Source organism: Candidatus Acidiferrales bacterium (assembly GCA_036514995.1).
Taxonomy (GTDB): domain Bacteria; phylum Acidobacteriota; class Terriglobia; order Acidiferrales; family DATBWB01; genus DATBWB01.
The window spans coordinates 1-24,997 of record DATBWB010000117.1; the positions used below are offsets into that span (position 1 = coordinate 1).

24 protein-coding genes are annotated in these 24,997 nt (G+C 62.5%); 16 read left to right on the plus strand and 8 right to left on the minus strand.

The window, feature by feature from the left end; translation table 11 throughout:
- Positions 1 to 337: 337 nt before the first annotated feature.
- A complete protein-coding gene (locus VIH17_08290; GenBank protein HEY4683234.1) occupies positions 338 to 1,027 on the minus strand; it encodes an HAD-IA family hydrolase in 690 nt (229 codons plus the stop codon).
- Between the two features lie 219 nt (positions 1,028 to 1,246).
- Between VIH17_08290 and VIH17_08295 the strand changes: the two genes are divergently transcribed.
- Both VIH17_08295 and VIH17_08300 read left to right on the plus strand, forming a co-directional pair.
- Positions 1,247 to 2,089: a hypothetical protein gene (locus VIH17_08295; protein ID HEY4683235.1), complete on the plus strand. Its 843-nt coding sequence runs from the start codon at positions 1,247 to 1,249 to the stop codon at positions 2,087 to 2,089.
- Positions 2,090 to 2,178: 89 nt separating this feature from the next.
- Complete coding sequence (locus VIH17_08300; GenBank protein ID HEY4683236.1) at positions 2,179 to 2,604, plus strand: helix-turn-helix transcriptional regulator; 426 nt, start codon at positions 2,179 to 2,181, stop codon at positions 2,602 to 2,604.
- Positions 2,605 to 2,673: 69 nt separating this feature from the next.
- Here VIH17_08300 and VIH17_08305 read toward each other — a convergent pair whose 3' ends face one another.
- From VIH17_08305 to VIH17_08315, 3 genes are all read right to left on the minus strand, one after another.
- Entirely contained in the window at positions 2,674 to 3,081 is a 408-nt protein-coding gene (locus VIH17_08305; GenBank protein HEY4683237.1) for a hotdog domain-containing protein, read from the minus strand.
- 134 nt (positions 3,082 to 3,215) lie between these two features.
- Positions 3,216 to 4,559 carry a glutamate-1-semialdehyde 2,1-aminomutase gene (gene hemL / locus VIH17_08310; GenBank protein ID HEY4683238.1) on the minus strand — a complete coding sequence of 448 codons (1,344 nt, stop codon included), beginning with the start codon at positions 4,557 to 4,559 and terminating at the stop codon, positions 3,216 to 3,218.
- Positions 4,556 to 5,716, minus strand: a complete 1,161-nt coding sequence (locus tag VIH17_08315) for an FAD-dependent monooxygenase (GenBank protein ID HEY4683239.1) — start codon at positions 5,714 to 5,716, stop codon at positions 4,556 to 4,558. The genes hemL and VIH17_08315 overlap by 4 nt, the downstream gene beginning before the upstream one ends.
- 212 nt (positions 5,717 to 5,928) lie before the next feature.
- Here VIH17_08315 and VIH17_08320 point away from each other — a divergent pair, with 212 nt between their 5' ends.
- Genes VIH17_08320 through VIH17_08340 form a run of 5 tightly spaced genes read left to right on the plus strand, consistent with a single transcriptional unit; the run spans position 5,929 to position 12,643 of the window.
- On the plus strand, positions 5,929 to 6,408 hold the full coding sequence (locus tag VIH17_08320) for an adenylyltransferase/cytidyltransferase family protein (GenBank protein HEY4683240.1): 480 nt from the start codon (positions 5,929 to 5,931) through the stop codon (positions 6,406 to 6,408).
- Positions 6,405 to 9,884 (plus strand): transcription-repair coupling factor, encoded by a 3,480-nt coding sequence (gene mfd, locus VIH17_08325; protein ID HEY4683241.1) that lies wholly within the window; start codon positions 6,405 to 6,407, stop codon positions 9,882 to 9,884. The genes VIH17_08320 and mfd overlap by 4 nt, the downstream gene beginning before the upstream one ends.
- A 21-nt stretch (positions 9,885 to 9,905) precedes the next feature.
- A complete protein-coding gene (locus VIH17_08330) occupies positions 9,906 to 11,030 on the plus strand; it encodes a peptidylprolyl isomerase (GenBank protein ID HEY4683242.1) in 1,125 nt (374 codons plus the stop codon).
- Positions 11,031 to 11,045: 15 nt separating this feature from the next.
- Entirely contained in the window at positions 11,046 to 12,050 is a 1,005-nt protein-coding gene (locus VIH17_08335) for an OB-fold nucleic acid binding domain-containing protein (GenBank protein HEY4683243.1), read from the plus strand.
- A complete protein-coding gene (locus tag VIH17_08340; GenBank protein ID HEY4683244.1) occupies positions 12,047 to 12,643 on the plus strand; it encodes a BlaI/MecI/CopY family transcriptional regulator in 597 nt (198 codons plus the stop codon). Before VIH17_08335 ends, VIH17_08340 begins: the two co-directional genes overlap by 4 nt.
- A gap of 6 nt (positions 12,644 to 12,649) precedes the next feature.
- On the opposite strand, the gene rsmI is transcribed toward VIH17_08340, so the two are convergent.
- A complete protein-coding gene (rsmI, locus tag VIH17_08345; protein HEY4683245.1) occupies positions 12,650 to 13,519 on the minus strand; it encodes a 16S rRNA (cytidine(1402)-2'-O)-methyltransferase in 870 nt (289 codons plus the stop codon).
- Positions 13,520 to 13,686: 167 nt separating this feature from the next.
- Between rsmI and VIH17_08350 the strand changes: the two genes are divergently transcribed.
- Positions 13,687 to 14,052 carry an FmdB family zinc ribbon protein gene (locus VIH17_08350; GenBank protein HEY4683246.1) on the plus strand — a complete coding sequence of 122 codons (366 nt, stop codon included), beginning with the start codon at positions 13,687 to 13,689 and terminating at the stop codon, positions 14,050 to 14,052.
- Here the strand turns inward: VIH17_08350 and galU are convergent.
- Positions 14,049 to 15,023, minus strand: coding sequence for a UTP--glucose-1-phosphate uridylyltransferase GalU (galU, locus tag VIH17_08355; GenBank protein ID HEY4683247.1), 975 nt, complete (start codon positions 15,021 to 15,023; stop codon positions 14,049 to 14,051). The genes VIH17_08350 and galU overlap by 4 nt on opposite strands.
- A gap of 130 nt (positions 15,024 to 15,153) precedes the next feature.
- On the opposite strand from galU, the gene tsaD reads away from it, so the two are divergent.
- The 4 genes from tsaD (at position 15,154) to VIH17_08375 (ending at position 21,612) form a co-directional block, all read left to right on the plus strand.
- Entirely contained in the window at positions 15,154 to 16,332 is a 1,179-nt protein-coding gene (gene tsaD, locus VIH17_08360) for a tRNA (adenosine(37)-N6)-threonylcarbamoyltransferase complex transferase subunit TsaD (protein HEY4683248.1), read from the plus strand.
- Positions 16,333 to 16,524: 192 nt separating this feature from the next.
- Entirely contained in the window at positions 16,525 to 18,738 is a 2,214-nt protein-coding gene (locus tag VIH17_08365; protein ID HEY4683249.1) for a hydantoinase/oxoprolinase family protein, read from the plus strand.
- 54 nt (positions 18,739 to 18,792) lie between these two features.
- Positions 18,793 to 20,445 (plus strand): hydantoinase B/oxoprolinase family protein, encoded by a 1,653-nt coding sequence (locus VIH17_08370; protein ID HEY4683250.1) that lies wholly within the window; start codon positions 18,793 to 18,795, stop codon positions 20,443 to 20,445.
- A gap of 120 nt (positions 20,446 to 20,565) precedes the next feature.
- Positions 20,566 to 21,612, plus strand: coding sequence for a N(4)-(beta-N-acetylglucosaminyl)-L-asparaginase (locus VIH17_08375; GenBank protein ID HEY4683251.1), 1,047 nt, complete (start codon positions 20,566 to 20,568; stop codon positions 21,610 to 21,612).
- Between the two features lie 169 nt (positions 21,613 to 21,781).
- On the opposite strand, the gene VIH17_08380 is transcribed toward VIH17_08375, so the two are convergent.
- Positions 21,782 to 22,279 (minus strand): CarD family transcriptional regulator, encoded by a 498-nt coding sequence (locus tag VIH17_08380; GenBank protein ID HEY4683252.1) that lies wholly within the window; start codon positions 22,277 to 22,279, stop codon positions 21,782 to 21,784.
- Between the two features lie 206 nt (positions 22,280 to 22,485).
- On the opposite strand from VIH17_08380, the gene greA reads away from it, so the two are divergent.
- From greA to VIH17_08395, 3 genes are all read left to right on the plus strand, one after another.
- Positions 22,486 to 22,968 (plus strand): transcription elongation factor GreA, encoded by a 483-nt coding sequence (gene greA / locus VIH17_08385; GenBank protein HEY4683253.1) that lies wholly within the window; start codon positions 22,486 to 22,488, stop codon positions 22,966 to 22,968.
- Positions 22,969 to 23,048: 80 nt separating this feature from the next.
- Positions 23,049 to 23,390: a hypothetical protein gene (locus VIH17_08390; GenBank protein HEY4683254.1), complete on the plus strand. Its 342-nt coding sequence runs from the start codon at positions 23,049 to 23,051 to the stop codon at positions 23,388 to 23,390.
- Positions 23,387 to 24,034 (plus strand): CDP-alcohol phosphatidyltransferase family protein, encoded by a 648-nt coding sequence (locus VIH17_08395; GenBank protein ID HEY4683255.1) that lies wholly within the window; start codon positions 23,387 to 23,389, stop codon positions 24,032 to 24,034. The genes VIH17_08390 and VIH17_08395 overlap by 4 nt, the downstream gene beginning before the upstream one ends.
- A 67-nt stretch (positions 24,035 to 24,101) precedes the next feature.
- On the opposite strand, the gene VIH17_08400 is transcribed toward VIH17_08395, so the two are convergent.
- A complete protein-coding gene (locus tag VIH17_08400; GenBank protein ID HEY4683256.1) occupies positions 24,102 to 24,443 on the minus strand; it encodes a non-heme iron oxygenase ferredoxin subunit in 342 nt (113 codons plus the stop codon).
- A 263-nt stretch (positions 24,444 to 24,706) separates the two neighbouring features.
- On the opposite strand from VIH17_08400, the gene VIH17_08405 reads away from it, so the two are divergent.
- Entirely contained in the window at positions 24,707 to 24,988 is a 282-nt protein-coding gene (locus VIH17_08405) for a type II toxin-antitoxin system prevent-host-death family antitoxin (GenBank protein HEY4683257.1), read from the plus strand.
- Positions 24,989 to 24,997: the final 9 nt, after the last annotated feature.

Sequence of the window (24,997 nt, forward strand, 5' to 3'; positions counted from 1 at the left end):
CGGGCTGGCCCACTTTTTCCTGAAAACGCCCGGCCAGCTTCTTCTGGCGGTGCTGATTTTGCTTCCGGTGGTTTTCCTTTTGCACCGGCTGAGCAACGCGCGCTACTCGCCTCATGCCGGCCCATCGGCTGAAGATGCCCCGGTGAGGCTATTTTCGTAGAAGCCAGTTCACAAGCTAGTTCTGGCCTGTCGCAGTGATGCCATGCTGAACGTAGTGAAGCATTTCTGCGATGGGATTCTTCGGTCGCCGCGACGACCTCAGAATGACAGCTCTAAAACGCTCCGGACGTTATGAAAAAGGTTCCAGACCGCCTGTCTGGTGTCTGCCAATCGGACTTCATATATAGCGGCTGATTCCGTTGGGGGAGCGGAGGACAGCTCGAGCGCCGGCGCGGCGAAACATTTTGGCGCGAGCGCGCTTCGAACCGCCATAGGCGATGACGGCAAAGAATTCGGCTCGAGCGCGGCGGCTCGAGATAGCGTCGTCAATGTTGTCGCCGAGGTAGATCACTCGCCTTGTGGGAAACCGGCGAATGATTTTTTGGAGTCCGTCAGGATGGGGTTTGGGGACGCATTCGCCGGTGCAGACCATCTGGGAAACGTAGGGCCAGAGGCCAAACTTCTTGAGGGTGTGGCGGGCCTCGCGACGTTGCCGGCCGGTGAACACGGCGAGCGGTGCCTTCCCGGCGAGCGCGCGAACGAGGCCGGGCCGGATCATCAAACGTTCATCAGCAATGCGCCCGCTGAAATTTTTTCCGAGGTAGATGCGCTGGAAGAGCCGCTTGATGTCGCCTCGGGTGACATTCCGTCCGCGGCGGCGCACCAGCGTATGGGTTAGTTTCCAATCGTCGTTGTACCCGCCTTCGTCCTTAAGGGCCTGGATTTCTCGTTGCGAGGGGGTCTCGCCGGTAAAGGCGCGGGTCACCTCGGCAATGGTTCGCCGGTAAGAACGACGGACGTCCACCAGCACGCCGTCCAGGTCAAAGACAATCAGCAGTTCTCGGTTTTTCTTTTCTCGCCGCGCCACCGGCGCTAGATTATCACGAAGACGATTGAGGGCGGGAGCCTACGCCTTCTGGTTGCTCCGCCGGCTGGCTCCGAGGCTTCGCAGGGGCCGATCCAGGCAGGCCCGCATTCGGGCAGGTCGGGAGTTGACTCCCAGAGGTCACGGCTGCCAACTTTTGCCACTTGCTGCCCATCTAAGGGATTACAATCGAAACGGGAAAAGCCTAGCCAGGGAGGTTTTATGCATTGGGGACTCGGTAAGAAAGTTCTGGTTCTAGCCACCATGTTGTTGCTCGGCCTTTCGGCCATGCCGGGGTTGGCAGCGGCCGATACGCTTGAGCTGCGCAACGGCCGGGTATGGCACGGCAAGTACGCCGGCGGAACGGCCAACACGATTCGTTTCCGCATTGGCGGAGAAGTTCAAGTCTTTGAGACGCGCCAGGTTCTTGCGCTGACTTTGGATTCAACTGAAACCGCGGAGCCCTTTGAAGCGCCGACGGCACCGGCCGCGCCAACATCTCCGGGCGGGCCAACATCGCCCACGCGAGCGGCGGCGTCCCGAAGCGTGGGGACGATTACGGTTCCGGCCGGGACGCCCATCGTGGTGCGCATGATTGACACGGTGGACTCAGAAAGGAATCGGGTCGGTGACGCTTTCCTGGCAAGTCTTGAGGAGCCGATCGTGGTGGATGACCAGGTGGTCGCAAGCAAGGGTGCGGACGTCGAAGGGCGTCTGAGCGAAGTAAAAGAGGCCGGGCGCATTGCCGGCAAGTCCGAGTTGCTGCTTGAACTGACCGCCATCACCATCAACGGGCAGAGGTATGCCATTTCCACCGGCAACTATGAAGTGGCCGGTGAGGGGCGAGGCAAGCGCAGCGCTCAAGTCATCGGCGGCGGCGCGGCGATCGGCGCCGTCATCGGGGCGATCGCGGGTGGCGGGAAGGGCGCCGCTATCGGCGCTGCCACCGGCGCGGGCGCCGGCACCGCCATCCAGGTGCTGACCAAGGGCGAACAGGTGCGTGTGCCGAGCGAAACGCGGCTCAGCTTTGATCTGAATCGCCCGCTGGTGGTCAACTTGCGGTAGCGCCCTCGGCAGCGCTTGGGGGCCGTCCACCGGGAGTTGGGCCCTGGGCGGCTGTTTCGTATTGCCGCTGGTAATTACCGTATGCTAGGATGCCGCTGGCGTCTCTCGCCAAATCCTGGTTAACCTGGACAGCGGTGCCGAAAGAGAAACCGAAAGTCAACATCGGCCAGATCATCCGAAGCTACCGCGCCGAGCGGGGGCTTTCTCAGGGTGACATCGAAAAGCGGACCGGTCTTCTCCGCTGCTATCTGTCGCGCGTCGAAAACAGCCACACCGTGCCTTCGCTTGAAACGCTGGCCAAGATCGCTGAGGCCATGGAAATTTCTCTGGCGGATTTCTTCCCCGGAGATGAGTTGCGCCCCGAGCGGCCCGAGCGCCACACCCTCTCGGAGCTGAACGAAAACGAGTTGCGCTTCTTGACCCAAATCAAGAAGTACTCGACCGGGCTGAGCGACGGCGACAAGCGCTTGGTGCTTTCGATGGTGCGGAAGATGGCCGCGGCGGTTGGCCGATAGCAACGCTTCGCCTGCCTTGGCGGCGCCGGAGCGGCCTGAGGAAGCTGTCTCCACGGGCAGCGTTTCCACTCATGCCAGGCGGGCGACGAAGCGGTTGAAGTCCACAATCGCGCGCATGACCTGACCCTTTCCCACCACTTCCTCGCCGTTCTTCGCTTCGACATCAAAGGTTAGAAAACGGTCGCCGATGGCGGTGAGCCTGGCGTGCGCCGTGACCTGGGCGCCGAGCATGACCGCTTTCAAATGCCGGACGTGGATTTCCGTTCCCACGGTGAGTTGGCCGGGTGAGAGCGCCGGCTGGACGGCCCGGGCGGCAGCCACCTCCATCAGGCCAATCATCGCCGGCGTGGCCCAGACGGGCGGCAGCTTGCCGTCGTAACTCGCAATCGTTCGCTCAAAGCGGACTTCCTCCGTCACACTGGCTTCGAGGCCGACGGCGAGTGGGATGCGATGGGTAGCGGAATCTTCGGCGCTCATACGGGCCCCTGCCAACCTCCCTAAGGCTAGAAAATAGAAAATAGAAAATAGAAACTGAATAAGAGTCAGCCCTGGTCTCGCGGCAGGATGCTTGAGGCTGGAGGCTTGATTCCAGCTTCGAGCTTCCGCATTTCCTAGTTTCTGTTTTCTCTTTTCTCTTTTCTATTCTCTTCGTCCAAGCTTCCGAGGCTCGCCTCGGCCGCGGCGATCGTCCGCTCGATATCTTCCTCAGTGTGAGCCAGGGAGACAAACGCCGCCTCAAATTGGGACGGGGGCAAATAGACGCCGCGCTCGAGCATGGCCCGGAAGAACCCGCCGAAACGAGCGGTGTCCGCCGTCTTGGCCGTATCCCAGTTGGTTACCGTTTGAGGGGTAAAGAAAAGCGTGAACATCGAGCCGACTTGATTGACTGTGGCGGCGACTCCCGCTTTTTGCGCTGCTTGGCGGAGCCCTTCGGCAAGCTTCGTGCTTCGCCTTTCGAGTTCCGGATAGATTCCCGCTTGCCTCAGCAACCGCAACGTGGCGATGCCCGCCGTGACGGTCAGCGGATTTCCCGAAAGGGTTCCGGCCTGATAGACCGGCCCCTCCGGCGCCACCAGAGACATGATTTCTTGGCGGCCGCCATAAGCACCCACCGGCAGTCCACCGCCAATGATTTTTCCGAGCGTGGTCAGGTCACCCTGCACGCCGAACCGCTCCTGTGCCCCGCCATAAGCGACGCGGAAGCCGGTCATGACCTCATCCATGATGAGCAGCGCGCCGTGTTTGCGCGTCAGCTCGCGCAAGCCTTCGAGGAAACCTTTTTCCGGCGCGCCTCGATCGGATCGGGGCGGCACGCAGCCCATGTTGCCCGCCACCGGCTCGACAATCACGGCCGCGATCTCTCCTTTCCGCGTCTCCAACGCCCGCTCGACGGCAGCCAGATCGTTAAAGGGCAAAGCGAGCGTAAAGCGGGTGAACTCCGCCGGCACACCCGGGCTATCCGGCAAGCCCAGCGTGGCCACGCCCGAGCCAGCCTTGACCAGCAGATAGTCGGCGTGACCGTGGTAGCAGCCTTCGAATTTGATAATGGTGTCGCGGCGGGTAAAGGCGCGAGCCACGCGGATGGCCGACATCGTTGCTTCCGTGCCGGAATTGGTCAACCGCACCCTTTCCATCCCCGGAAGGGCTTCCCGGATCCGTTCGGCAAGCTCAACCTCGGCCGGCGTGCATGCTCCGAAGCTTGTCCCGGCGTGGAGCGCTTTTTGAAGCGCCGCCACCACCTCGGGATGGCCGTGGCCCAGGATGAGCGGGCCCCAGGAGCCAACGTAGTCGAGAAAGGCGTTGCCATCCACGTCGTAAAGATAAGCCCCGGCCCCGCGTTCGAAAAACAGCGGGTCGCCCCCCACGGCGCGAAAGGCACGCACGGGGGAATTGACTCCCCCGGGGAGCAACTCGAGAGCTTTTTGAAACAAAGCAAGGGAGCGCTTGCGATTCATCGGACTCCGAAACGGGCAGCCGAAGCAAGGAAGCTGGCGGTCATCTCAGCCAGGTTCAGGAGCAGACTCGACCACAGCCGGCGCTTCAGCGCGCGATAGCCCAGCGTGCCGCTAAACAGGTCTTCCATCAGTTTTCGGAAACTCGCGCTGCGACGGGTGAACTGAATCATGCGGGTGGTAACCGAGCGGCCAAGGAAGCGGCCAAAGAAAAAGCGGTGGGCAATCTCAGCGCCGGCGATCAAATCGCGGCCAAAATCTTCGAGCAGCCGCCGCGGATAACCTTCTACGTCACCGACCATCAGCGACTGAGCCAAAAGGTCGGCGCTGCGCAGCGCATAGTACAGCCCTTCCCCCGTAATCGGGTCCACCCAGCCGGCTGCGTCGCCGATAAGCGCCCACCGGTAGCCCACCAGGCGGCGCTGGCGCAGCGTGCTGGCCTGGGGAGAAGGCAGGACGTGGCTGTAGAGTTTCCGCTGCCTGAAATCAAGCCCTTCCTGCTTCAAGAACCGGTCGAGCTTGGCGCGCAGGCTGGCGGCGGTGTTGGCTAGCATCTTGCCGCAGATGCCGACGGAGAGATGGTCCACGCGCGGGAACGACCAGAGGTAGCCGGCAAAATCGCGCACAAACTGGATGCGCACCAAGCTTTCTTCGAGCGGCAGGAAGTAGCCGACGGTCAGTTCGAGGTCGTTCGGCGAAAGTCTTTCGCCGTCGGGCACCAGCGGGTTCCGCGCTCCGGCGGCAATGACCGCGAAGTCGGCTGTCTCGTCCACCGCCGGCCCGAGCAGCCGCACCCGACCGTTGAAATCGAGTTGAGAGATATGCTCCTGAACCATGCGGCAGCCGGCGGCCATCGCCCGCTCCAGCAGCATCCGGTTCAGCACCTCGCGCGCATAGATGACAATCGGCTTGCCAAGATGGAGGCGGGCACGCAGCCCCTCGTCAGCGATCAACTCGACGTCACTGACTTCTTTTTTGGGATGGGGCACTTGCAGAAGGAAGGGATAGGTTTCCACCGCCTTGGGAGTCAACCCGCCACCGCACGGTTTTTCCCACGCGCCGCGTTTGTCAAACAGGGTGACACACGCGCCCGCCCGGGCAAGCTGCTCGCCGCAGAAGGCGCCAGCCGGGCCCGCACCAATGATGGCGATGTGCTCCATGAGGCGCAAAGCAAGAAGTATCAGGATTCATCCCCTTCACGGTGAACCCGTTCAGGGTGAACCCGATATGCCTGTCAGGCTCAAAGCCCGACCATCCTTAAAAGAAGAGGAGCGATAAACCAGCCGGTCAGTATAGCACCAAAGCGCACACAGGGGCCTATGTTAGAATGGGGTTTTGCCAAGGCGCAAAGGGCGCGCTTTGAGAGGCTCGCTTGGGAAAAGTCATCGCCCGGGACGCGCTGCTGATCCGGAGAGCGCAGTGGAAACGCAAGGGGAAACGAGTAGTCTTTACCAACGGCGTTTTCAACCTGCTCACCCCGGGCCATGTGCGCTTGCTTGAGAAAGCGAAGGCGCATGGCGACCTCCTGATCGTCGCCATCAACAGTGATGCGAGCGCGCGAAGAATCAAAGGCCATGACCGGTACCTCGTCCCTGAGAACGAGCGCGCGGAGATACTGAGCGCGCTTGAGGCGGTGGATTTTGTGATGGTGTTTGAGGAAGACACGCCGGTTGAGATCATCCAGGCTCTGCTGCCCGATGTTCTTGTAAAAGGCGGCTGGCCGCTCGACCAGATTGTGGGCCGGAAGGAAGTCGAAGCATCGGGCGGAGAAGTCTATTCCTACCCGCTTGAACCTTCCCCATCCACGACGGACTTGATTCACCGCATTCAGTCCCTCCCGGGCCAGCCATGATCCTGCCGCTGGTCAAAGATTTCTTTTCAAGGCTGGAGGCCGATCCTGCCCTCGACGCCGCCCTGAGCTCGCTGCGATGGGGGTCAAGGGCAGTGCCGCTGGCCGGCTTGACGCCGACCGCCAAGTCGCTGGCGGTGGCGATGGTGGCTCGCTCGCTTGGCCGGCCGGTCTTCTTCCTGGTCGAGTCCAACCGGGCGGCGGAGAACTATTTCGATGCCCTCCGATTCTTCTACACCGTCCTGACGGGCAAAGCCGAAACCGGAGTCGGCTATTTGCCGGCGCACGACGTTTTGCCCTACCAGGGGCTTTCGCCTCACCCGGAAATCGCTGAAGCGCGGGCGGTGGCGCTGGCTCGCCTGGCAGCCGGCCAGCTCGCTCTGGTGGTGACGCCCGTCGTGGCGGCGCGCCTGCGCCTGCGCGAGCCGGAATTTTATTCCGCTCTTTCGCTTCCCATCGAAAAAGATCAGGAGCTGCCGCTCGAAAACCTGGTGAAGCATCTTAACCGCGTCGGCTATGAGCGCCACGAGCCGGTTGAGATGGTCGGTCAATTTTCCGTGCGCGGCGGCATCGTGGATGTGTTTTCGCCGGAATCGCGCCGGCCCCTACGGCTGGAACTTTTTGGCGATACGGTGGAATCGCTGCGGGAGTTTGACCCGGGCACGCAACGTTCGGTCGGACCGATGGAGCGGGCGACGGTACTGCCGCTGACCGACTATCCGGCCGGCCCGGAGGGAATGGGGGAGGCAGGCGGCGAAGTCGGCGGTGGCGAAGGTTTGCCGCTTTATCCCGGATGGGAGTTTCGTCGGGCAGCCGTTCAACCCAGCCCGACAACGCTTTTTGCTCAGACCAAACGGCCAGTGGTGGTCTTCGATGAACCCGGCTCGCTCGATGAGGTACAGCAGAAATTCTTTGCCCGGCTGGCCGAGGATTACTGCCGGGCGGGCGGCGACGGCCCCGCCCCCGAGCAGCTTTTTCTCACACGGGAGGAGTGGGAGGGAGAGCTGGCCCATTGCCCGCGGCTCGAGCTGGAGCAATTGCCGCTGGAACGCGAGCCGCGATTCGATCGGGGCGAGCCGGGAAAAGCGCTTGTCTGGCTGACGCAACCCACGGCGAAATTCCGCGGCGCCGTGAAGTTGTTTGTCGAGGAAGTCCGAGGCCGGCTGCAAAAAGGCGAGCGGGTGGCGGTGGCGGCTGGCAGCCTGGGGGAAATGGAACGCCTGGCCGACGTGATGCGCGAGTACCAGCTTGCTTACCGCATAGGGAGCCGCGGGGAGGATGCGACCAGCGAGCGGCTGGCCGAGGAGTCGGTGGAGAGCTTGCCCGCCGCGCTTCTCTTCCCGTCTCCGGTCGGCGAGGGGGTGGCGTTTCCGGCCAGTGGCATGACGTTCTACGGCAGCCGGGACCTGTTCGAGGTGATCGAGCCAGCCCGCAAGCCAGTGCGGCCGAAGTCCAAGACGACCGCATTTCTTTCCGACTTCCGCGATCTGAAAACAGGCGACTACGTCGTCCACGCTGACCATGGCATCGGTCAATTCCAGGCTCTGCGACAGATTGAACACGAACGCGGGGTGGAAGAGTTCATGCTGCTGCTTTACCAGGACGATGCCCGCCTCTATGTTCCGCTGGCCCGGCTTGACCTGATCCAGAAATACAGCAACCTCGAGGGGACGCGTCCGCCGCTCGACCGCCTGGGCGGGGTCACCTGGGGACGCACCAAGGCGCGCATCCGCCGCTCGATGCTGGCGATGACGGAAGCCTTGCTCAAGCTATACGCCGAGCGAAAAGTGGCTGAAGGGCACGCCTTCAGCCCCGATACCACCTGGCAGCGCGAGTTGGAAGCTGCCTTTGACTTCGAAGAGACTCCCGACCAACTGGCCGCCATTTTGGACGTGAAGCAAGACATGGAGCGACCCCAGCCGATGGATCGGCTGGTGGTGGGCGATGTCGGCTACGGCAAGACCGAGGTGGCGATGCGGGCGGCCTTCAAGGCGCTCCAGGACAATCGCCAGGTTGCTCTGCTCGCCCCCACGACCATCCTGGCCTTCCAGCATTATCAAACCTTTCGCGAGCGCCTGGCGGCGTTCCCCGTGCAAATCGAAATGTTGAGCCGCTTCCGCAAGCCGGCCGAGCAGAAGCGCGTCCTGGAGGCGCTGGAAGCCGGCAAGGTGGACATTGTCATCGGGACGCACCGGCTGCTCTCCCGCGATGTGCGCTTCTCCAGCCTGGGCCTTCTCATCGTGGATGAAGAGCAGCGTTTTGGCGTGGCCGCCAAGGAGCGGCTGAAACAGCTCAAGCGAGACGTGGACGTGCTCACGCTCTCGGCAACGCCCATACCGCGCACGCTGCACATGTCGCTGGCCGGGTTGCGCGACCTTTCCGTGATCGAGACGCCACCCAAAGATCGCCTGGCCATCCAGACGGTGGTCGCTCCCTTTCGCGAGTCGCTCCTCCAGTCGGCCATCGAGCAGGAACTCCAGCGCGGCGGCCAGGTCTATTTCGTCCACAACCGCGTGCAATCGATCCAGGCGATGGCGAATCTGGTCGGCAAACTGGTTCCGCAGGCGCGCCTCGGCGTGGCCCACGGCCAGATGAGCGAGCGGGAGCTCGAACGGACCATGCTGCGTTTCATCGAGCATGAGTTTGATGTGCTGGTGGCGACGACCATCATCGAGAATGGTCTGGACATCCCGCTGGTGAACACGATTGTGATCAATCGGGCCGACCGGCTGGGGCTGGCCGAACTCTACCAGTTGCGCGGCCGGGTGGGGCGCTCGAATCGCCGCGCCTACGCCTACCTGCTGGTGCCGCCGGAGAGCGCGCTCAGCGGGCTGGCTCGCAAGCGGCTGGCCGCCCTTCGAGAATTCAGCGAATTGGGAGCCGGCTTCCGCCTGGCGGCGCTCGACTTGGAATTGCGCGGTGGAGGCAATCTCCTCGGCCGGGAACAGCACGGCCACATTCAGGCGCTCGGGTTTGAGATGTATTGCCGGATGCTGGAGCAGACCGTGCAGGAACTCAAAGGCCTGCCCGTGGCGCCCGCATTCCACACCAGCCTCCAGCTTGGCCTGGACATCCGGATCCCGCCGGAATACGTCCCCGAGGAAAGCCACCGGCTGCGCCTTTACAAAAAAATTGCTGCCATAAGGGACGAGGCCGACCGGGCAGCCATGGAACGAGAGTTAGTGGATAGCCTGGGTGCGCTGCCGCCTTCGGTGCGCAACCTGCTGGACTACGCCGTGCTCCGAGCCGGGTGCGAACGCCTGGGCATTGAGTCGGTGGAGCGGCAGGCCGAGCGCCTCAGCATCAAGTTTCACGCTTCGACGCCCGTCGCTCCCCATCGGCTGGTCGAGGTCGTCAAGAAGATCACAGGCGCTCGCCTCGACCCCAGCGGGGTGCTGCGGCTCGAATGGCCGCACGGCGCTGGCGCGCCGCTGGCCGGCATCGAAAACGTGTTGCGGCAACTCCAGCCACAGGAATAAAATCTTGCCCGGGCACCTTATATGAAACGAGCCACAACGGCACTCCTCGCGCTTCTACTACTTTTGTCGGGTGGAGCCACGGCGCGAGCCGGCAAGGTGATCGAGCAAATCGCCGCCCGCGTGAACGAGGACATCATCACGCTGGGTGAGATCGAACGCAGCCGCCGGCAGCTCCGCCAGGAACTGGCCCAGCAATTTGCCGGCGCTCAACTGGAGACCGAGTACGCCAAACGCGAGAAGGACATCCTCCGCGACCTCATTGACCAGCAATTGCTGCTGCAAAAAGCCAGGGAACTGAACTTCACTGGCGAGAGCGAGCTCATCCGGCGGCTCGACCGCATCCGCCAGGAGATGAAGCTCAACTCTTTGGAAGAGCTGGAGAAGGCGGCTGCGAGCCAGGGCGTTGCCTTTGAAGATTTCAAGCAGGGGATCCGGTCTCAGATCTTGACGCAGCAGGTCATCAGCCGGGAGGTGGGTTCGAAGATCACCGTCAGCCGCGAGGAAATGGCGGCTTATTACGAGGAAAACAAGTCAAGACTGCAACGCCCGGAACAGGTTCGCCTGAGCGAGATCTTTCTTACCACCGCAGACAAGAAGCCGGAGGAGGTAGAGGCCATCGAGAAACAGGCCGCTGAACTGCTCGAGCGGCTGCGGAGCGGTGAGGATTTTGCCGTGCTTGCCCGGCGCTTCTCCCAGGGTGCGACCGCCTCGAACGGCGGCGGCCTCGGCTATTTCCAACGCGGCCAGCTTGCCAAGGAACTCGAAGATATCGTCTGGAAGATGAAGCGGAACCAGATCAGCGAGGTGATCCGGACCAAGCAGGGAGTGCTCATCCTGAAACTGGAAGAGCACTTCGACGCTGGCATCCCGGCGCTGGAAAAGATCGAAAGCGAAATTTCAGAAGCGATTTACATGCGGCGCATTCAGCCGGCCTTACGCGCCTACTTGGCGAGTTTGCGCGACGACGCCTTTATCGAAATTCGCCCGGGCTTTGTGGATAGCGCCGCCACGGCTACCGAACTGGCCACATCGTCGGCGGCCAGCAAGCCGATTCCGCAAGCCTCCTCCGAAAAGGAATCGGGCAAGGGAAAGAAAAAGTCCGGCAGCAAAGAGAGCGAGAAGAGGAAGGACACAAGTCCGCCTTAGGCGAACCACCCATCCATGAAGCGACTTTTTGTCACCGATCTCGCGGCCGGCAAGCCGGCCAACTCCTGCTTCCTGGTTGTCGCCAAGGATCGGCGGCTGACGCAGAAACAGTCGCCCTACCTGGCGCTGGTCCTGGCCGATCGCACCGGCAAGATTAACGCCCGCGTTTGGGACAATGCCGATCAATTTGACCCGCTGTTCCAGGCAGGCGATTTTATCGAAGTCAGCGGCCAGGCCGAAGGCTACCAGGGCAGGCTGCAACTGAAGGTGCAGAATCTTCGGCGGGTGGCGAGCAGCGAGGTCGAAGCGGGCGATTTTGTTCGCCAGAGCGAGAAGGATCCGGAGGCGCTGTTCGCCGAACTGGTCGCGATCCTCAGCGAGGTTCGCAATCCCCACCTGCGGCGGCTGCTCGCATCGGTCCTGGAGGAGAGGGAAATCGCGGAAAAGTTGAAGCGCGCTCCGGCGGCCAAGCTGATGCACCATGCCTACGTCGGCGGACTTATCGAGCACATCGTCAGCCTCTGCCGGCTCAGCCAGCGCGTGGCCGAACACTACCCCGAGCTGGACCTGGATTTGTTGCTCACCGCCTCGCTGCTCCACGACCTCGGCAAGATTGATGAACTGAAGGTCGAGCCGGCCATCGAGTACTCGACCGAAGGCCGCCTGCTCGGCCACATCGTTCTTGAACTGGAGCTCGTCAATCGAAAGATAGATGCCATCGAGGGTTTTCCCGCCGCGCTTCGTCGCGTGGTGCAGCACCTGATCGTCAGCCACCACGGCCAGCGCGAGTTCGGCTCGCCCGAGGTGCCAAAATTCGCCGAAGCGATCGCCTTCCATTTCCTGGACGATTTGGATTCCAAGCTTGAAGCGGTGCGTTCCGCCCTCGGAGAGCTGCCGCCGGGCGAAGGCTGGACAAGCTGGAACCGCGCGCTCGATCGGCAGTTGACCGACGCGAAGCGATTGCTCGGCTCGGCCGCCGGAGCTCAGGCCCTGTCGCTCCTGGACGAGAAGAAACGATGAAAGCCGCAAGCCAACCTGCTCGCTCGCCTTCAGCGGACTCTCGAAAGGCCGTAGAGGCATCCGGTTCGTCCCGAGAATTCGGGACCGAGGCTCGCCACGGCGAGCCCAGGCGAGCCAAGCCGGTACTCGATTTGCCGCAGCTCGAACTCGACTGCATGAAAGTGCTCTGGGCGCGAGGCGAAGCTTCCGTGCGCCAGGTCTGGGCCGAACTGAGCGCTCGCCGCAGCCTTGCTTATACGACAATTGAGACGATTTTGGATCGGCTGGCGCGGAAAGGAGTGGTCACACGCGCGCGCAACGGCCGGGCCTTTCTTTATCGTCCGCACTTTACCGTCGAGCAGGTCCGCCACTTTGCCCTGACGAAGTTGGTGAACAACTTTTTTGCCGGCTCCGCCAGCCAATTGACTGCTTTCCTCGAAAATCCCGATGCTTTGTCTCTTCCTGCCGGCGCCCTCGCGCCCGCTCCCCCGCCGCTGGCGCGGCCTCCCCGCCTATCCCGCCGGCCCGCCCCGATTGGATCGGGGCGAGCCCGCCGCCGCGAAATCTCTTCCGCCACTTCCGCCGCCCCTGCTATTGACGAGAGCTTATTGTAAGTTCCCTTAGTCTTCTTCCTTCCGGTGAAGCAGGCGATAAGCTTCCCTTCGCGGGATACCTCGTTCGCGAGCGGCGAGCTTCAAGGCAAGCTTTTCGCTTACTCGTTGTTCCCGCGCAATCTCGGCGACGCGCTCTCCAAGCGGTACTTCCCGGGCCGGCTCTGCCACAGCCGCCCGCCGCGCCGGGCCGGGCGCAACGAGCAGGGTGAATTCTCCGCGCACCGGTTTGCCGCGAAGCTGCTCGAGGACCTCACTCGTTCGGCCGCGGATGAACTCTTCGTGCAGCTTGGTGAGTTCTCTCGCCAGGACGATGCGGCGATCTCCGAGCGTCGCTTGCACATCGCGCAGCATCTCCATCAGGCGGTGGGGCGCTTCGTAAAAGACCAGGGTGCACCCTGCCAAGGCCAGCCCGGCAAGGGTTTTGCGCCGTGCTGCCCCTTTGGGAGGAAGATAGCCGCAAAAACGGAACGCTTCCGTCGGCAAGCCGGAAGCCGCCAGTGCGGCAAGGAGCGCCGATGCGCCGGGCACCGGCACCACCGATATTCCTTGCGCCAGGGCGAGGGAAACCAGCCGGTAACCCGGATCGGAGATGAGCGGCATGCCCGCATCAGAAACGAGCGCGACGTTCTTTCCTCCCTTGAGAGTGGATACGATCTCGGGGGCCTTTCGAGCTTCGTTGTGCTCGCGGTAACTGGTCGTGGGTGTGTGAATGTGAAAATGGTTCAATAGCTTTTGCGTTTCACGGGTGTCCTCGCAGGCGATGAGGTCCACTTCCTTGAGGACGCGAAGCGCCCGCAGGGTGATGTCTTCGAGGTTGCCGATGGGCGTGGCTACCAGGTAGAGGCAGCCCGTTTTGACATTTGCGGGAGAGGCCATCTTGAGAAGGTGGTGCCTTGCGCCCCGCCGTTCACGGCGAGCGTTCAGGCTGAGCCACGGCGGCTTCTGACCCGAGCGAGTGTAGCATAACGCAACGGGGCGCCCTTGACGGCTTTTGCCGCCTTTGCCTAGAATAGAGATTTGTTTTAAGGCGAGAAGAAGGAACCGTGCCGCTCTACGAATACGAATGCGCCGAATGTGGGAAGCGCTTTGAACGCTTGCAGAAATTTGCTGACCCGCCGATCAAGACCTGTCCCGCGTGCGGCGGCCACGTCAGCCGATTGCTTTCTTCGTCGGCCATCCGGTTCAAAGGCTCCGGCTGGTACGTGACCGACTACGCCCGCCCCGATAGAATCGGGGCCCGCGGCGGCCAGCATGCGGCTGAAAAGGAATCAGCCGACGCGGAGAAGTCCGAATCGGGCAGCTCCCAATCGGACAAGTCGGAAGCGGGGGAGAAACCCTCAAAAGAAACTGCTCACCCTGCGAAAACCAGCAAGCCCGAATCGGGCAAGCCGGGCAAGAAAAAAGATTAGCGTTTTCGCCGGATGGGAAGGGCGCGGAGATATTCGCGGAAGCTGGGGCCAAGCTGCGGATTCTTGAGCGCCATTTCCACCGTTGCTTGAAGGAAACCGAGCTTGTCGCCAGCATCGTAACGAGTCCCCTCGAACAGATAGGCGTACATCGGCCGGCGATGGGCCAGCTCGCGCATGCCATCGGTGAGCTGGATTTCACCGGCCGCGCCGGTACGGGTCTTCTCCAGAAAATCAAAAATTTCGGGAAGCAGGACGTAGCGGCCGATGACAGCCAGTCGCGAGGGCGCTTGTGCCGGCTTCGGCTTTTCCACCACGTCGCGCACGCGGAACAGCCGGCCCTTCCACTGCCGATCCTTCACCGGCTCGGCGGCGAAGATGCCGTAAGCGGAAACCATGGCGGGGGGAACTTCCTTGGCGGCGACCACCGCCCCGCCCGTCGCCCGATAGACCCGAAGAAGCTGCTCGAGGCAAGGCACCTCCGATCGAATCATATCATCCGGCAGCATGACCGCGAACGGCTCCTCGCCGATCATCTCGCGCGCCATGAGCACGGCGTGGCCGAGGCCGAGCGGCTGCTTCTGCCGCGTGTAGCAGACGCGCACCATGTTGGCAATCTCGCGGACCATCTTCTCAAGGTCCTTCTTGCCTTTTCCGGCCAGCGCCCCTTCGAGTTCCGGGTTGAAATCAAAGTGGTCCTCAATCACCGCTTTGCCGCGGCCCGTTACAATGACCAGCGTATCAATTCCCGATGCCACCGCTTCTTCGGCAGCGTATTGGATGAGCGGCTTATCCGCCACCGGCAGCATCTCTTTGGGAATGGCTTTGGTGGCGGGCAGGAATCGCGTCCCCAGGCCGGCCGCCGGCAGGACTGCCTTTTTCACTGGTTTGAGCGTCGGCATCGTGCCTTCAAGAATAGCGTTCATCCCCGCCCTGGCGGGCGAGCCCGAATACGGGCGAGAGCGCTTGAGCATACCCCGTTCCTTCAGAAAATGTACACCCCCGGCCAGGCTGATTTCCGCCGGGTAACGGCAGGTTGGATTACGAGGCCCGTGCTATGATGAAGTTCTGTCCCTGGAAGGAGTGGGAAGTGCCGGTGCCGACATGAGCCAGATAGCTACGCGCATTCTGGGCATTGAATCGTCGTGTGACGAAACCGCGGCCGCAGTGGTGGAGAGCGGCGAACGCATTCTCTCGAGTGTAGTTGCCTCGCAGTTTGACATCCACCGCAAGTACGGCGGGGTGGTGCCGGAGCTGGCCTCGCGCGAACACCTGCGACAGATTGTTCCGGTGGTGCGGGAAGCCCTGGAACAGGCCCATCTCGCCTACCGGGAGGTGGACGCCATTGCCGTGACGCAAGGGCCCGGGCTCGTTGGCTCGCTTCTGGTGGGACTGACGTATGGCAAGTCGCTGGCGTGGGCGCTTTCAAAGCCGCTCATCGCTGTCCATCATCTGGAAGGGCATGTCCATGCCGTCGTTTTGGAAGAAAAACAGAAACACCCCGGCGCCATGATTCCGTTTCCCGCCATGACGCTGGTCGTTTCCGGCGGCCATACGGTCCTCTATTTTGTTGAAAGCCAGCCCCTTGCCGGTCACGATGACGCGGCCTGTTTTTCCTACCAAAAGATCGCCCAGACGCAGGATGACGCAGCCGGGGAAGCTTACGACAAGGTGGCGAAAATCCTCGCCCTGGGCTATCCCGGCGGGCCCATCATCGATCGCCTTTCCGAATTCGGCGACCCGAACAAAGTCGCCTTCACTCGCGCGGTGATCAAGCGCGGCCCCCCGGCCGACGACACGGGGCCTCGATTTCATCGGGGCGGGCGCAGCCGGTATGATTTCTCTTTCAGCGGGATCAAGACCGCTGTCCTGCGCTACGTTCGCACTCACGGGATGGAAGCGGAGGCCGAGGAGCGTCGGCGGATGGGCGCTGGCAAGCCCGATGCCGAAAGGTTGCGCGCGCTTTCGAGCCAGGCCACGCTTGACCTCGTGGCCAGTTTCCAGAAAAGCGTCGTGGACGACCTGGTGACGCGCACGCTCGATGCTGCCGAGGAGTATGACACGCGCACCGTGCTGGTTTCCGGCGGCGTGGCGGCCAACCGGTTGCTGCGAGCCACTTTCGAGCAGGAGTGCCGGATCCGCGGGCTGCGCGTTTATTTCCCCAGCCGGCATCTTTCCACCGACAACGCCGCCATGATCGCCGCCGGTGCCTACCCAAAATTCTTGTCCCGCAATTTCGCTGACCTCGAACTGAACGCCGACGCCAGCCTGCCGCTGGGCTAGTTGCGGCGAGCTAGAAGCAGAGAGGCAGAGAAGCAAGGAAGCAAAGGAAGTAAAGGAGGTAAAGGAAGTAAAGGAAGCAGGGCGCCCCGAAGAATGTATAACTCCTGCTTGAGAACCAGCTCCCTAATCGGCGTGTTATTCTCTGTGTTGCTCTGTGTCGTCTGTAGTTCATTTTTGTTTTGCTGACCCGCGATGCGGATTGCGATTGATACCGGCGGGACGTTCACCGACTGCGTCTGGGTGCGGAAGGGCCGGCTTGAGATTCGAAAAGTCTTTTCGACTCCTCGCAATCCTGCCGAGGCGGTTCTTCGCGGAGTCGAAGAAATCCTGGGAGGGGCTCGACCGGCCACGCTGGAGCTGCATCACGGCACGACGGTCGGCACGAATGCTCTGCTCGAGCGCTCGCCCCGATTCTATCGGGGCTCGTCGCGGCGAGGCGGGCGGGTCGCGCTCGTCACCACCGCCGGCTTTGAAGATGTCATCGAGATCGGCCGGCAAGCCCGCCCACAACTCTACAATCTGTTTGTCGAGCGGCCTCCAACCCTCGTACCGGCGCGGCTGCGGTTTGGCGTGCGGGAGCGCGTGGCGGCAGATGGCCGGGTGCTGGTGGCGCTTTCTTCGGCGGAGTTACGCCGTGTGGTACAGAAGGTGGCGCGGTCGGGGGCAGAAGCGGTGGCCGTCTGCCTGCTCTTTTCGTTTCTCCGTCCCGCCCATGAACGGCGTCTGGCGGCGCGCCTGCGCAAGCTCGCCATTAACAAGGCGAGCAAGCTCCGCCTGATGGTTTGCGCCTCGCACGAAATCCTTCCGGAATTCCGCGAGTACGAGCGGACGTCCACGGTGGTCGTCAATGCTTACCTGCTGCCGCGCATGGGCCGCTACCTGACGCTGCTCGAGGAAGGCCTGCGCCTCCCGAAGCTTCGGGACTATCGGGGCCTGCGCCGCCCCGCCGGGCAGGGCCGTTCACGGCGAGCTTTCCCCGCCAGCCGCACGCGTTTGCGCGTCATGCAATCGAGCGGCGGCATCATCAGCGCCCGAGTTGCCGCCCGCGAGCCGGTGCGAACCATTCTTTCCGGGCCGGCGGGCGGGGTCGTCGGCGCGCAGTACGTTGCCAGCTGTGCCGGATTCGATCGCATCATCAGCTTTGATATGGGTGGTACTTCCACCGACGTTTCTCTGGTAGATGGTGCGATCCAGACGACTAAGGAAGGCTCGGTCGGCGATCTGCCGGTGGCGGTGCCGATGGTGGACGTGCACAGCGTGGGCGCCGGAGGGGGCTCGCTGGCGCGTTTTGACGCGGGTGGTGCCCTGCGAGTAGGTCCGGAGAGCGCAGGAGCGGACCCCGGGCCCATCTGCTACGGCCATGGCGAAGAGCCCACGGTTACCGACGCCCATCTCTTGCTCGGCCGGCTCGACCCGGAACATTTTCTGGGCGGCGAATTTCGCCTGGATCTCGACCGCACCCGTCGGGTGTTTGCGCGGTGGCGAGAGCCCCGATCCCATCGGGGCCGCGGCCGCCGCCGGTCGGAACAATTTGCCCAGGGCATCATCGCTGTCGCCAATGCCACGATGGAGAAGGCCATACGGATCATATCGGTCGAGCGAGGCCACGACCCGCGCCGGTTCACGCTGGTGGCGTTTGGCGGCGCGGGCGGGCTCCACGCCTGCGAGCTGGCGGGCGCCCTGCGCATCCCGCGCGTCCTGATTCCCAAGTTTCCCGGCGGGCTCTCCGCGCTGGGCATCCTCCGGGCCGACCCCGTCAAGGATTTCTCCCGCACGGTGATGTTGGCCGCCCCGATGGTATCGGGGCCCGTACCGCCGGTCGCCGCGAGGCGTCCGAATCGGGCGCACCCGAATCCGGTGCAAGAGCGAATCGCCGCTGCTTTTGCTTCGCTTGAAGCGGAAGCCTTGCGGGCGATGCGCGCGGAGGGTTTTTCGCGGCGAAGCCGGATTCGGCTCGAGCGCGCGCTTGATTTGCGTTACGTCGGGCAAGCCTTTGAACTCACGGTTCCCGTCCCGTTCCGGCGGGATGATTTTGTGGACGCGTTCCATCGTTTGCACGAACAGCGCTATGGCTACGCCGACCCGGCGCGGCCGGTGGAAATCGTCAACGTGCGTCTTCGGGCGATTGGATTTTCCGAAAAACCGGAATTGCCAAAAGGCAGGCTGGGTAGTCCCGGTAAGCCCGCGAACCGGGCGATCGTGGGCGTGCGAACGGCGATTTTCTCCGGTGGCCGGGAAGCCCGCACACCCTTTTACGATCGCGCGCGGCTGCGGCCGGGAAATTTCTTTTCCGGGCCGGCGATCATCGTCGAATACAGCGCCACCACCGTGCTGCCGCCGGGGTGGCGCTTGCAAGTTGACGCCTATGAGAATTTGATCCTTGAGCCGCTGCCTGGCCCCGATTGAAGCGGGGCTGGCCGGAATCCGGGCGGTCCCGAAGCTTCGGCAGCGAGGTGAGCAGTGAATTTCGATCCGGTTCGCCTGGAAATCTACAAGAATCTCTTCCACTCGATTGCGGAAGAGATGGGTGCCACGCTGCGCCGCACCGGCTTCTCACCCAACATCAAAGAGAGGCGGGATTATTCCTGCGCGCTCTTTAACGCTGCCGGCGAGGCCCTGGCCATGGGCGATCACATGCCGGTGCACCTCGGCTCCATGCCCATGTCCGTCCAAGCGGCTCTGGCGGTGCTCGCCCCGATGGGATCGGGGCTCGCGCTCGAGCCTGGCGACATCGCCATGGTGAACGATCCCTTTGCCGGAGGCACGCACCTGCCGGATATCACGCTGGTGATGCCGGTGTTTCTAGCAGCAGGAAGCAAAGGAGGCAAAGGAGGCAGAGGAAGTAGAGGAGGTCGAGGCGGCAAGGAGGACTTGGCCAAGCCAGCGTTCTACGTGGCGAACCGGGCGCACCATTCCGACGTGGGCGGCGCCCAACCCGGTTCGATGGGCCCGGCGCGGGAAATTTTTCAGGAGGGCGTGCGCATTCCGCCGATCAAAATCGCCCGCCGCGGGCAGCTTCAAACCGACGTCTTGCGATTGATTTTGGCGAACGTGCGCACGCCCGCTGAGCGCGAGGGCGATTTGACGGCCCAGGTGGCTGCCTGCCGCGTGGGCGAGCGGCGGCTGGGCGAGATGGTCGGGCGTTACGGCCAGGACGAGGTCGCCCGCTACTGCCATCATATGCTCGACTATTCCGAGCGCATGATGCGCTCGGTGCTGCGCCAAATCCCCGACGGAAATTACTTTGCCGAAGATTTCCTGGACGACGACGGCATCTCCGACTCGCCGCTGCGCATCGCGGTCGCGGTTCGCATTCGCGGGGACCAAGCGGAAGTGGACTTTTCCGGGACATCGCCCCAATGCGCCGGGGCGGTGAACGCGGTGCTGGCCATTACCTACTCGGCGGTGTTTTACGTCTTTCGGTGCCTGATCGCGGAAGAGGTGCCGGCCACTTCCGGCCTGATGCGACCCATGCGGGTGGTCGCGCCGCCGGGCACGCTGGTGAACGCTGGCCCGCCGGCGGCGGTGGCGGGCGGCAACGTGGAAACTTCGCAGCGCACCGTGGACGTACTCTTCCGGGCGCTGGCCAGGGCCATCCCCCGTCGCATCCCGGCGGCCAGCCAGGGCACCATGAACAACCTGACGCTGGGCGGCTGGGACGGGCAGCGAAAAGCTCCCTTTGCTTACTATGAGACGGTGGCGGGCGGGATGGGCGGGCGCCCGGGCAAGCCGGGAATCAGCGGGATTCACACCCACATGACGAATTCGCTCAATTCGCCGGTGGAAGCTTTGGAATTCTTCTATCCGGTGCGCGTTCTCCGCTACGGCCTGCGGCGCGGATCGGGAGGCGAGGGGAAATTTCGCGGCGGCGACGGGGTGGTAAGGGAAATCGAGTTGCTCGCCGACGCGCAGTTAGGTCTCCTTTGCGACCGGCGAAAAATTTCTCCCTACGGCCTGGCCGGCGGCGCGCCCGGCAAGCGCGGAAGAAATTCCTGGAGATTCGGCCGCCGCGTCACTAAGCTTCCAGGAAAATGCACTGCCCATCTTCCCCGCGGGGCAGTCATTCGGATTGAGACCCCGGGCGGCGGTGGCTGGGGCAAACCAAAGCATTGAGAGCTCGAGACAACTTCCAATCCGAGGCGGCGTCCGGACGAGTGGGGACGAATTTTCTCGTTGCCCCAAGCGGCATCGTCCCGAGCGGTCGGGGCGCCAACCTGAATCGAGGCAATCATCATGAGCGAGAAATTTACGCGGCGAGACTTCTTTCGAACCACGGCGCTGGGCACGGCGGCAATGCTGGCTCGTCCCGATTGGATCGCAGCCGGCCTCGATCCCGCCCAGGGCGGAACGAGGCAGGCCCTGAACCGGAATGGTTCATGGCAGGCGGAGAAAGCCGCCGCCGGCCTTGACCCGATCATTGTTTCCACGTGGCGATGGGGCAAGCCGGCCAATGAAAAAGCGGGAGAGATCCTGCTGGCGGGCGGCTCGATGCTGGACGCGGTGGAGAAAGGCATCAACACGGCGGAGCTTGACCCGGACGTCATGACGGTCGGGTACGGCTCCTATCCCAACGAGAACGGCGAGATCGAACTGGACGCATTGATGATTGACGGCCCGACTCACCGGATGGGAGCGGTGGCGGCGCTGCACCAGGTCAAGACGCCCATCTCGGTGGCGCGGCGGGTGATGGAGAAGACCAAGCATACGCTGCTGGCCGGCGAAGGCGCGCTCCAGTTTGCCATTCGGGAGGGCTTCCCGATCGAGGAGCTGCACACGGAAAAGAGCATCAAGGCTTACCTGGAGTGGAAGGCAAAGCCAGACCGCCCGAGGCACTGGCGCGAGACCGGGCACGACACCATCTCGCTTGTCGCCTTTGATGGCCGAGGGAACTTTGTCGGAGGAAATTCGACTTCCGGCCTGCGCTGGAAGGTCGCCGGCCGGGTGGGTGACTCGCCCGTCCCCGGCTCCGGGCTCTATGTGGACAACCAAGTCGGGGCCGCCGGCGCGACCGGCGACGGTGATGAGATGATGCGGTTTTGCGTCACGTTCCTGGCGGTGGAGCTGATGCGGGGCGGCATGCATCCGCAAAAGGCCTGCCAGGCCGTGCTCGAACGGATGCTCAAGAAGAATCCCGAGCACTACAAAAAGGTGGACGCCAACGTCTTCGCCATCAACCGCAAGGGCGAGATCGGCGCCATGGGCATGCAGCCCGGCCGTTTCAAGTATGCCGTGTGGACAAAAACCTCGAGTGAATTACAAGACGCGGGCTCGATAGTGTAAAGGAATCGAAGGATCCGGCCTGAAACGGGAGGGGACAGAAAGCAGGTGGGGCCAAAGGCTGATGCCTTTTCTAATTTCTACTTTCTATTTTCTCGCTCCATGGATCGATCCTGAGGGAGATTGCCACGAGCCCGTCATTACTGGACTGGCCGGCCATGAAGCAAGGGGGTTAGGGCAGGTGCAGGTGAGACTTTGCCAGGGCCTGATGGAGCGAGGCCTCGACGGTCTGCTCGGTGACGTTGCGCACGGTGGCCAACTCGCTGACCAACAGGTACTTGGCCCGGTCCAGCATCTTCTTCTCGCGGAAGGAAAGCGGTTTACCTTTGCTCAGGACGACGAGCGACTTGAGCACCTCAGCCACGCTCAGCAGCGACCCGGTCCGCATCTTTTCTGAATTTTGTTTGAAGCGGAATTTCCAGTCGTGGTGGTTGCTGCACTTGCCTCGCTCGAGGTAGGCGACGATCTCAACAATTTCGCTGGAGCGGACGGTGCGCCGCAGGCCCACGCATTTGATGTTCGACTCCGGGACCATCACCTTCAGGCCGCTCGAAGCAATCCGGAGAAGGTAACAGTTTTCCGTCCGGCCATTCATCGCGCCCACCGAAACCTGTTCCACCAGACCAACGCCGTGATTCGGGTAAACAACCTTCTCGCCGACTTTGAACATGAGGGGCTCGCCTGCGGGTTGCGGTACGCACCAATATACCCTTCCGGCAGGCAGCGAGTCAAGCGACCTTGCCACGAAATCGCAAGAGAATGAGCCATTTATTCGCAAGCTCCGGGCCAACCAGGTAGGGATCACCGGCATTGCAGGCCGTGCCGCGCTCCCGTATAATTCTTGTTAACGAGACTCGGAGCCTGGGTGAAGCTCCTGTGAGCGACGCCGCTGCCAAAATTCGCAATAAACTTCAAGAGGCGATTGACGAGATCGACCGCGAGCTCAAGACCGAGCTTCCCAGGGAACTCAAGGCGGCCCGCGCCCATGGCGATCTATCTGAAAATGCAGAGTTTAAATTCGCCAAGCAGCGCCAGCACCTGCTCGAATCGCGCCTAGCCCAGTTGAGGCACCGTCTGGCCGAGCTCTCTCTTCTGAACCTCAACAACATCCCCCGTGACCGGGTTGGTTTTGGCTCGCAGGTGACTCTGGTGGACGTTGCCCGCGACGCGGAAGTGAAGTATAAGCTGGTCCACAGTGAGGAGGCCGATGTCGCCCGGGGGCTGATCTCAACGACTTCGCCGATCGGCCGCGGTCTGATGGGCAAGCGGGTGGGAGACACGGTGAGCGTTCAGACGCCGGCAGGGCCAAAAGAGTTCGAGATCGTTGATTTTGCCACCATCCACGATGAGGCCTTCTAGTGCCGTTCCAACTTAATGAGCCTATGCATTGGGGCTAATCCCGTGCCAACTTGTTGGAATACGACTCTCAGGAGATAGCCGTGAATAGTTGGAACGGCACTAGCCCCCGCCCCGACGATTGGGTCGGTTCACCCCACCGTGCTGATGGTGTCATCACCGGCGTCAACGCGCGAGGAGAGTTCCGCGTCAAGCTCGTGAATGGCCGGCTTGTCCACGCCTGCCCCGACAGCATCGGGGCCCGCATAAGCGATGAACTGCACCGTTGGTTGGTGCGACTTCTGCCCGGGGATAAGGTGGAAGTGGATCTGGAAAATCCGCAAGGCAGCCGCGGGGTGATTCTGGACCGGCGTTTGCCCGACGGCCGTAGCTTGCTGACCGCATTGCGGCAAACGCCGCCGGGTCCACCGGGTTTTGAGACGTGATCACGCGAAGCATTGGCGAGGGTTGCCGCTGGCTGCTTTACAAGATCGTGGACGGGCTGGCCGCCACCGGAATCCATCCGAACGTCCTGACGACGATCGGTTTGGTGATCAATGTGTGGGCGGCGGTGCTTTTTGCGGCTGGCCTGTTTCGGAGCGCCGGCGCGGCGATGATTCTCGCCGGCTTCTTTGACATGGTGGACGGCCGGGTGGCTCGCGCCCAGGGTCGCGTCACCGCCTTCGGCGCCTTCTTTGATTCCGTCATTGACCGCTACTCGGACATACTGCTCTTTATCGGCATCATCGTGTATTACGCCCGCGTGAATCGTTTTCTCTACGTGGTGGTGGGGGTGGTGGCGCTGGGCGGATCGGTGATGGTGAGCTACACCCGGGCGCGGGCCGAATCGCTCATCACCCAGTGCAAGGTTGGCTTCTGGGAGCGCCCGGAACGGATCGTGCTTTTCATCCTGGCGGCGCTCGGCAACCGGATTGCCCCCGCGCTGTGGTTGCTCGCCGTGGGAACCAATCTCACCGTCATCCACCGTATGTACCACACCTGGCGCGAAACCGAAGCGGGCAATACGGTGGAAGTCGTCGCCAAAAAAAAACCCTCTGAACAAGCGATGACGGCCGGCTCAGCCCGGTAGCGCGCCCCTCTCGCCGCCCTCCTGCGGCCAGGGAGAACGTCAAGACGACGGGTTATCCAATCCTCTGCTAATCCTCGGCCGCGCCCATTGCCTCGGGCATCTCGACCTCAATATCCTTGCCGACGACCCGCACGGGAAAACTGGCGACCCCCTGGGGCGCTGGCGGACCAAGCACCTTGCCGGTTTTGATGTCGAAGCGCGCCCCGTGCCAGGGACACACCACCACCCCCTCGGCTTCCAGCAGCATCCCCTCCGAGAGCGGACCGCCGCGATGGGTGCAGGTGTCTTCGATCGCGTAGTAGCGGTCGGTGACGTTGAACAAGGCAATCCTCTTCCCTTCGCACTCCACCAGCGCTCCTCGCTCGGAATCAATCTGGTCCACGCTGGCCACCTTGACGAATCGGCTCATAGAAACCTCCTCTCCCGGTGAAATACCATCCTGCTCCGCCTGGCTGAAGCTGAAACTTCACTGTAAGCGGAAGCGTGGCACAGAACAAGAGCGGTTTTCCCGAATCTCGAGCTTCCGGGATTGGGACGAAGCTTTTTGCGAAGTCGTTCCGCGCGGGGGAAGCCGCCCGAGGAGCGATGCTGGCGCGATTCATGAGAACTGCAGAGGGAGAGGGTTGACAAATGTGAACCCATGCAGCTTCAATCTGAAAGCGGGGTAGCCACATGATGCAGGTGGGCAGCCGTGAATTGAAAAATCGTTTGGGGCGCTATCTCGCTCGTGTCCGCCGTGGTGAATCACTGGTTGTGACGCATCGTGGCGCACCGGTGGCGAGGCTGGTTCCTCTCGAAGGCGTCCGGAAAGAGGACGAACTGGAAAGAAGGTTGAATCAACTGGAAGCGGAAGGGCATCTGCGCCGCGCCAGGGGGGTATTCAAAGACTTCGAGCCTATCCACATCATCGGGGGAAAGGCGCTTTCCCGACTGATCCTCGAGGACAGAGAGTGATACCCTACT

What these genes read in the sequence shown, in the direction of transcription:
- VIH17_08295 (HEY4683235.1), top strand. Translation starts at nt 1,247, where the DNA reads ATGCATTGGGGACTCGGTAAGAAAGTTCTGGTTCTAGCCACCATGTTG.
- VIH17_08300 (HEY4683236.1), top strand. Translation starts at nt 2,179, where the DNA reads ATGCCGCTGGCGTCTCTCGCCAAATCCTGGTTAACCTGGACAGCGGTG.
- VIH17_08305 (HEY4683237.1), bottom strand. Translation starts at nt 3,081, where the DNA reads ATGAGCGCCGAAGATTCCGCTACCCATCGCATCCCACTCGCCGTCGGC.
- hemL (HEY4683238.1), bottom strand. Translation starts at nt 4,559, where the DNA reads ATGAATCGCAAGCGCTCCCTTGCTTTGTTTCAAAAAGCTCTCGAGTTG.
- VIH17_08315 (HEY4683239.1), bottom strand. Translation starts at nt 5,716, where the DNA reads ATGGAGCACATCGCCATCATTGGTGCGGGCCCGGCTGGCGCCTTCTGC.
- mfd (HEY4683241.1), top strand. Translation starts at nt 6,405, where the DNA reads ATGATCCTGCCGCTGGTCAAAGATTTCTTTTCAAGGCTGGAGGCCGAT.
- VIH17_08330 (HEY4683242.1), top strand. Translation starts at nt 9,906, where the DNA reads ATGAAACGAGCCACAACGGCACTCCTCGCGCTTCTACTACTTTTGTCG.
- VIH17_08335 (HEY4683243.1), top strand. Translation starts at nt 11,046, where the DNA reads ATGAAGCGACTTTTTGTCACCGATCTCGCGGCCGGCAAGCCGGCCAAC.
- VIH17_08340 (HEY4683244.1), top strand. Translation starts at nt 12,047, where the DNA reads ATGAAAGCCGCAAGCCAACCTGCTCGCTCGCCTTCAGCGGACTCTCGA.
- rsmI (HEY4683245.1), bottom strand. Translation starts at nt 13,519, where the DNA reads ATGGCCTCTCCCGCAAATGTCAAAACGGGCTGCCTCTACCTGGTAGCC.
- galU (HEY4683247.1), bottom strand. Translation starts at nt 15,023, where the DNA reads ATGCTCAAGCGCTCTCGCCCGTATTCGGGCTCGCCCGCCAGGGCGGGG.
- tsaD (HEY4683248.1), top strand. Translation starts at nt 15,154, where the DNA reads ATGAGCCAGATAGCTACGCGCATTCTGGGCATTGAATCGTCGTGTGAC.
- VIH17_08365 (HEY4683249.1), top strand. Translation starts at nt 16,525, where the DNA reads ATGCGGATTGCGATTGATACCGGCGGGACGTTCACCGACTGCGTCTGG.
- VIH17_08375 (HEY4683251.1), top strand. Translation starts at nt 20,566, where the DNA reads ATGAGCGAGAAATTTACGCGGCGAGACTTCTTTCGAACCACGGCGCTG.
- VIH17_08380 (HEY4683252.1), bottom strand. Translation starts at nt 22,279, where the DNA reads ATGTTCAAAGTCGGCGAGAAGGTTGTTTACCCGAATCACGGCGTTGGT.
- VIH17_08400 (HEY4683256.1), bottom strand. Translation starts at nt 24,443, where the DNA reads ATGAGCCGATTCGTCAAGGTGGCCAGCGTGGACCAGATTGATTCCGAG.
- VIH17_08405 (HEY4683257.1), top strand. Translation starts at nt 24,707, where the DNA reads ATGATGCAGGTGGGCAGCCGTGAATTGAAAAATCGTTTGGGGCGCTAT.